The sequence below is a fragment of the Dactylosporangium sp. NPDC050688 genome (assembly GCF_040654515.1).
Taxonomy (GTDB): Bacteria; Actinomycetota; Actinomycetes; order Mycobacteriales; family Micromonosporaceae; genus Dactylosporangium.
Map to the genome: position 1 here is coordinate 210009 of NZ_JBFAIC010000001.1, position 6020 is coordinate 216028.

Sequence of the window (6020 nt, forward strand, 5' to 3'; positions counted from 1 at the left end):
TGCCCGGGCGTAAACCTCACGACACCCGCCCCCAGAGCGCGGGGGTGAGGTCCGGTGGCCAGTCCGCCTGCGAGGTGTGCGCCTGCCTGCACACATAGACGCCGCCCTGGTACGAGATCCGCGCGCCGACGGCGTAGGCGACCCCGACGGCCCACGCCGGCGTCGTGACGACCTTCGCGGAGGCGGACGGCTGCACTGACGGCTGCACTGACGGCTTTACGGGTGGCGGCGTGGTGGCCGGCCCGCTCGTCGCCGGTGCTTTCGCCGGACTTCCCGGTGCCGGCTCGGGCGCAGTGGGTGACGGTTGGGCCGGGGTCGTCGCGGCCGTCACGCCGTCGAAGCCGGTCGGGCCAGGCGGCAGGCACGCGGCGCCGACGCCCGCGGAGTTGTAGCAGAGCCGGTCATCGCCGGCGCCCGTCACCGTCCCACCGCCGTGCGTCCGGGCAGCGGTGACGGCACCCAGCGTGAACGCGATCAGTGCCGCCGTGCCCCACAGCAGCGTCCGATCCGTGCGCCCCAGCCGGTGTACCCCTTGCACGTCCGCTCTCTCCTCGCCTGACCAGCGGGTTCGCAGCCTAAGGGCCAGGTGGCGGTGGGACAACCGGCTGGCAGTGCGGACACCAGTACGTGATCCGCTCGTAGTCGCCGCCGGTCCAGCGTTCGATCGTCGTGCCGCAGCGGCGGCAGGGCCGGCCGGCCCGCTCGAACACCCAGTTCGTCTCGCCCCGACGCAGCGACCCGGTCGTGGTCTGCGTCCAGCGGCCCCGGTTGGAGTTGAGCAGCCGGTGCGCGAGGTCCACCATCGCCGGCAGGTCCGGCACCGCACCCGTCTGCGTCCACGGGTTGACTCCGCGCAGGAACAGCACCTCGGCCTTGTACAGGTTGCCGATGCCGGCGAGGTTGCGCTGGTCGAGCAGGGCGTCGGCGATGGGCCGGTCGGGCCTCGCGGCGAGCCGCGTGACGGCCTCGGCGGGGTTCCAGCCGTCGCCCATGAGGTCCGGCCCGAGGTGCCCGATCAGCCGGTGCTCCTCCGCGGTCGGCACGATCGCCAGCTCGTGCAGGTGGAAGCCGACGGCGACGGCCTCGGCGGTGTGCAGCGCGACCCGGACCAGGTGCGCGGGGCGGCCGGTCCACCGTTCGCCGGGCCGGTACGTGCGCCACGCCCCGTCCATCCGCAGATGCGAATGCAGCGTCATCGCCCGGACCGGCTCCTGGCTGCTGGTGAGCCGCAGCAGCAGGTGCTTGCCGTAGCTGGCGGACGCGGCCACCAGCCAGCCGGAGAGGTCGACGGTGGCGAGCTTGGGCACGCGGAAGTCGCTGCGGCTGAGGACCTTGCCCTCGATCGCGGTGGCGAGCACGCGGGCGGTGTTCCAGACGGTGTCGCCTTCGGGCACCACCCCATCTTGCCCGCTCCGCCCGCCGCCGAACCGGCACCGCGCTCCGGCCGCGAGGCCCGTGTCGCCGCTGGCCCGCGCGTCGCCGCGCGGGTGTGGCGTGCCGCCGTCTTCGTCAGGGCAGTAGGGGAGCCACCTCGGCCGCGATCAGCTCCAGGTGCTCCAGGTCCCGTAGGTCCAGCACCTGCAGGAACGCCCGCGACGCGCCGGCCTTCACGAAGTCGGACAGCTGCTCCGCCACCTGCGCCGGGGTGCCGTAGAGCTGCCCGCCGGCCGCGGACGGGCCGTTCGGGTCGAGCCCCGCCGCCTCCGCCCGCCGGCGAACCTCGGCGTCGTTCGCGCCGCACACGATCGTCTGCGCGAAGGAGAACACGATCGGCGCCCGCCCGTCGCGCCCCTCCGCCTCGATGGCGGCCACGACGCGGTCGTACGACGCGGTGGTGTCGGCCAGCGAGGAGAACGGCACGTTGAACTCGTCGGCGAACCGCGCCGCCAGCCTCGGCGTCCGCTTCGGCCCCTTGCCGCCGATGATGACCGGCGGTCCGGGCTGCTGCACCGGCTTCGGCAGCGCCGGGGCGTCGGTGAGGTCGTAATAGCGGCCCTCGAAGCTGAACGTGGCGCCCTGCGGCGTCGACCACAGCCCGGTCAGGATCTCCAGCTGCTCCTCCAGCCGGGAGAACCGCTCGGCGACCGGTGGGAACGGGATCCCGTACGCCTTGTGCTCCTGCTCGTGCCAGCCGGTGCCCAGCCCTAGCTCGACCCGGCCGCCGCTCATCTGGTCGACCTGCGCGACCGCGACCGCGAGCGGCCCCGGGAGGCGGAACGTCGCCGAGGACACCAGCGTGCCGAGCCGGATCGTGGACGTCTCCCGGGCCAGGGCGCCGAGCGTCACCCACGAGTCGGTCGGCCCCGGCGGCCCGCCGCGCGCGGCCGTGTAGTGGTCGGAGCGGAAGAAGCCCTCGAAGCCGAGCCCTTCGGCCCGCTGCGCGACGGCCAGTTGGTCGTCGTACGTGGCGCCCAGCTGGGGTTCGATGAACACGCAGAGCCGCATGGACCCGACACTATCCTGATGGACCGGCACTGGATCTCCTTCACCACCGACTACGGGCTCGAGGACGGGTTCGTCGCGGCCTGCCACGGCGTCATCGCCCGCCTGGCCCCCGAGGCGCGGGTGATCGACGTGACCCACCTCGTGCCGCCCGGCGACGTCGCCCGCGGCGCGCATGTGCTCGCGCAGACGGTCCCGTCGCTGCCGCGCGGGGTCCACCTCGCCGTCGTCGACCCGGGGGTCGGCACCGAGCGCCGGCCGATCGCGATCGAGGCGGCCGGCGGCGGGTTCCTCGTCGGCCCCGACAACGGCCTGCTGGTCCCGGCGGCCGAGGCCCTCGGCGGGATCCGCCGCGCCGTGCACCTCACCGACGGCGCGTGGTTCGCGCCGGTCGTGTCACGCACCTTCCACGGCCGCGACATCTTCGCGCCGGTGGCCGCCCGCCTCGCCCAGGGGGCCGACCTGGCGTCCGCCGGAAGTGCCGTTGCGGATCTGGTACGACTGCCGCCACCACAACTGCGCCGGCTGCCCGACGGCGTGACGGCCGAGGTGCTCACCGTCGACCGGTTCGGCAATCTGCAGCTCGCCGCGCCGGCGGACGCGGTGCCGGGGCCGGGCGCCGTGACCGTCGAGGGCCGGCCGGCGACCGCCGGTGGCACGTTCGGCGACGCCGCGCCCGGCGGGCTGGTCGTGTTCACCGACTCGGCGGGGCACCTCGCGGTCGCGGTCAACGGCGGCAGCGCCGCGTCCCTGCTCGGCACCCGGGCCGGCGACCTCGTGACCATCCGTACGGGTCACGACGCTGACCGTGTTCGGGAGTGACGCAGGGTGATGCCGGGCATATGATCCGAGCCGGACGGGGATGCCCAAGCGGATCACACATGGCGGAGAGTGGACATGTCAGGCGCCGACTGGATGAAGCCCAAGCCGGACGAGACCCACCAACCGGTCGACCTGCAGACGGACCGGCCGCACCCCGCCCGGGTCTATGACTATCTGCTGGGCGGCAAGGACAACTTCCCCGCCGACCGGGGCGCGGCCGAGGCCGGCCTGCGGGCCAACCCCAACAGCCGCATCCCCCCGAGGGAGAACCGGGCCTTTCTGCGCCGCGCCGTGGAGTACCTGACCGCGGAGGCCGGTGTCCGGCAGTTCCTCGACATCGGCACCGGCATCCCGACGTCACCCAACGTGCACGAGGTCGCCCAGTCGATCGCCCCCGACGCCCGCATCGTCTACGTCGACAACGACCCGATCGTGCTCGCCCACGCCCGGGCCCTGCTCACCAGCAAGCCCGAGGGCCGCACCGAGTACATCGACGCCGACCTGCGCGACGTGCGCCGCATCCTCGACTCCCCGCAGCTGCGCGAGGTCATCGACTTCGACCAGCCGGTGGGGCTGCTGCTGATCGCGATCCTGCACTTCGTGGGTGACGCCGACGAGCCGTACGCGATCGTCCAGGAGCTCGTCGACGCGCTGCCGAAGGGCAGCTACCTCGCGCTGTCGCACCTGACCGGCGACTTCGACCCGGTCGCCTGGGAGCACGTCGCCGCGATCTACGCCCGCCAGGGCGTGACGATGCAGGTCCGCCCGCACGGCGACATCGCCCGGTTCTTCACCGGCCTGGAGCTCGTCGAGCCCGGCCTGCCCCTGGTCACGAAGTGGCGCCCCGACGCGCAGGTGTCGCCCGACGTCACCGACACGCAGGTCTCCGTCTACGGGGGCGTCGCCAGGAAGGTCTGACCCGACGCAGGCATGACCCGGCCCCGGCCGGGCAGTGCCGTGCGGTGGTGCACAAAGCCCCGGCGCTGGCGATGGTGCTGCTGCTCGTGACGGCGCTGCTCGTACCAGTGACGTGGCCCAGACCCGAACAGACGGTGTGCACGACCGACCTCGTGCAGGCCAGGGCCGTCGCCGGGCTGGCCAACTTCTCGGCGTGGCTGCGCCGCAACGACGCGACCGGCTTCATCGGCGAGATCGGCTGGCCCGCCGACCGCGACGCGCAGCGCTGGTCCGGGGTCGCCGAGGCCTGGTACGACGCCGCCGACGCGATCGGCCTGCCCGTCACGGCCTGGGCGGCCGGCACCTGGCCCGCGAACTACCCGATGGCCGTCTACCGTCCCGTCGCGCACGGCATGGACGTCGACGTCGCCGGCCCGCAGGCCAAGGTCGTCGAGCGCCACGGCAGCACCACCGGCTACCTGCGCGGCGTCAACCTGGCCGCCGGCTCCTTCGCCACCTCCGAGGTCAACGGCGGTTTCGGCAGCGCGAACCCCGGCCGGTACGGCCACGACTACACGTACGAGACCCCGCAGAGCTACGAGTTCCTCGCCGGGCGCGGCGTCCGGCTGGTCCGCCTCGCGGTCAACTGGGAACGCCTCCAACCGGTCCCGTTCGGCCCCCTGTCCTCCGCCGAGGTCGACCGCGTCCGGACCGCCCTCGACCACGCCCGCGCCGCCGGCCTGCTCGTCGTGCTGGACCTGCACGGGTACGGCGACTTCGCCCGCGGCGGCGGCCGGCACCAGCAGACCCTGCTGCGCCTCGGCAGCCCGGGCCTGCCGACCACCGCCCTCGCCGACTTCTGGCGCCGGATGGCCCCCGCCGCCGACGACCCCGCCGTCATCGGCCTCGGCCTGCTCAACGAGCCGACCCGCCTCGCCGCAGACGGCCGCCCCGGCGCCCTGCTCTGGGAACGCGCCGCCCAGCAGTCCGTCGACGCGATCCGCGCCACCGGCGACCGCCGCGCCCTGCTCGTCAGCGGCTACATCCCGATGGGCCCGCCGTCGTGGGGCCTGATGCACCCCCGCGCCTGGGTCGAGGACCCGCTGCACCGCGTCGCGTACGAGTCCCACGCGTACTTCGACCACGACGGCAGCGGCCACTACTGGCGCACGTACGACGACGAGATCCGCGACGTCACCTGGCCCCGCCCGGCACTGTGCCAGCAACTGACGCCGATGACCCGCCAGGTCCTGCAGTGGTGACGCGCTTCTTTGCGCCGGCGGCCGCTGCGTGACTGAGTTCTGCGCCGGCTGGTTTCTACTTTCTGCGCCGGCCGGCTTCTGATTTCTGTGCCGGCTGCTTTCTGCGGCGGCTGCTTTCTGTGCCGGCTGGGCCGGGGTGCTTTTCCGCTGCATGACTGGTTGTTGTGCCGGCTGGTTTACTGCGCCGGCTGGGCCGGGTGCTTGCCGTTCCGTGACTGGTTGCTGCGCAGGCTGGGCCGGGCTGCTGCAATGGTGGCCATGCTCGACGTGCGCCCCGCACTGCCCCGCGACCTGCCCGCCGCCGTCGAGGTCTGGCAGGCGGCGAACATCGCCCGCGGCCTGCCGCCGAGCCCCGAACGCCTGGCCCGTATCCGCGAGAAGCTGACCGCCCCCGACGCGATGGTCCTGGTCGCGACCCTGCCCGGCGTGCCCGGCGCGCCTGACCTGCCCGGCGTGGCTGGCCCGCCCGCTGCGCCTGACTCGCCTGGCGTGGCCGACTTGCCTGGCGTGGCCGACTTGCCTGGCGTGGCCGACTTGCCTGGCGTGGCCGACTTGCCTGGCGTGGCCGACTTGCCTGGCGTGGCCGACTTGCCTGGC

The 6020-nt window shown here is 73.8% G+C and carries 6 protein-coding genes and 1 pseudogene; 4 read left to right on the forward strand and 3 right to left on the reverse strand.

The window, feature by feature from the left end:
• Positions 1-16: 16 nt before the first annotated feature.
• From AB0H83_RS01045 to AB0H83_RS01055, 3 genes are all read right to left on the reverse strand, one after another.
• Positions 17-538, reverse strand: coding sequence for a carbohydrate-binding protein (locus tag AB0H83_RS01045; RefSeq protein ID WP_360084771.1), 522 nt, complete (start codon positions 536-538; stop codon positions 17-19).
• A gap of 37 nt (positions 539-575) precedes the next feature.
• Entirely contained in the window at positions 576-1394 is an 819-nt protein-coding gene (locus AB0H83_RS01050) for a DNA-formamidopyrimidine glycosylase family protein (RefSeq protein WP_360084774.1), read from the reverse strand.
• A 115-nt stretch (positions 1395-1509) separates the two neighbouring features.
• Positions 1510-2445, reverse strand: coding sequence for an LLM class F420-dependent oxidoreductase (locus AB0H83_RS01055; protein WP_360084778.1), 936 nt, complete (start codon positions 2443-2445; stop codon positions 1510-1512).
• A gap of 18 nt (positions 2446-2463) precedes the next feature.
• On the opposite strand from AB0H83_RS01055, the gene AB0H83_RS01060 reads away from it, so the two are divergent.
• From AB0H83_RS01060 to AB0H83_RS01075, 4 genes and pseudogenes are all read left to right on the forward strand, one after another.
• A complete protein-coding gene (locus AB0H83_RS01060) occupies positions 2464-3264 on the forward strand; it encodes an SAM-dependent chlorinase/fluorinase (protein ID WP_360084781.1) in 801 nt (266 codons plus the stop codon).
• Positions 3265-3339: 75 nt separating this feature from the next.
• Positions 3340-4182, forward strand: coding sequence for an SAM-dependent methyltransferase (locus AB0H83_RS01065; RefSeq protein WP_360084784.1), 843 nt, complete (start codon positions 3340-3342; stop codon positions 4180-4182).
• Between the two features lie 47 nt (positions 4183-4229).
• A complete protein-coding gene (locus AB0H83_RS01070; RefSeq protein WP_360084787.1) occupies positions 4230-5423 on the forward strand; it encodes a cellulase family glycosylhydrolase in 1194 nt (397 codons plus the stop codon).
• A gap of 258 nt (positions 5424-5681) precedes the next feature.
• A pseudogene (locus tag AB0H83_RS01075) lies at positions 5682-6020 on the forward strand (hypothetical protein); the annotation flags it as partial.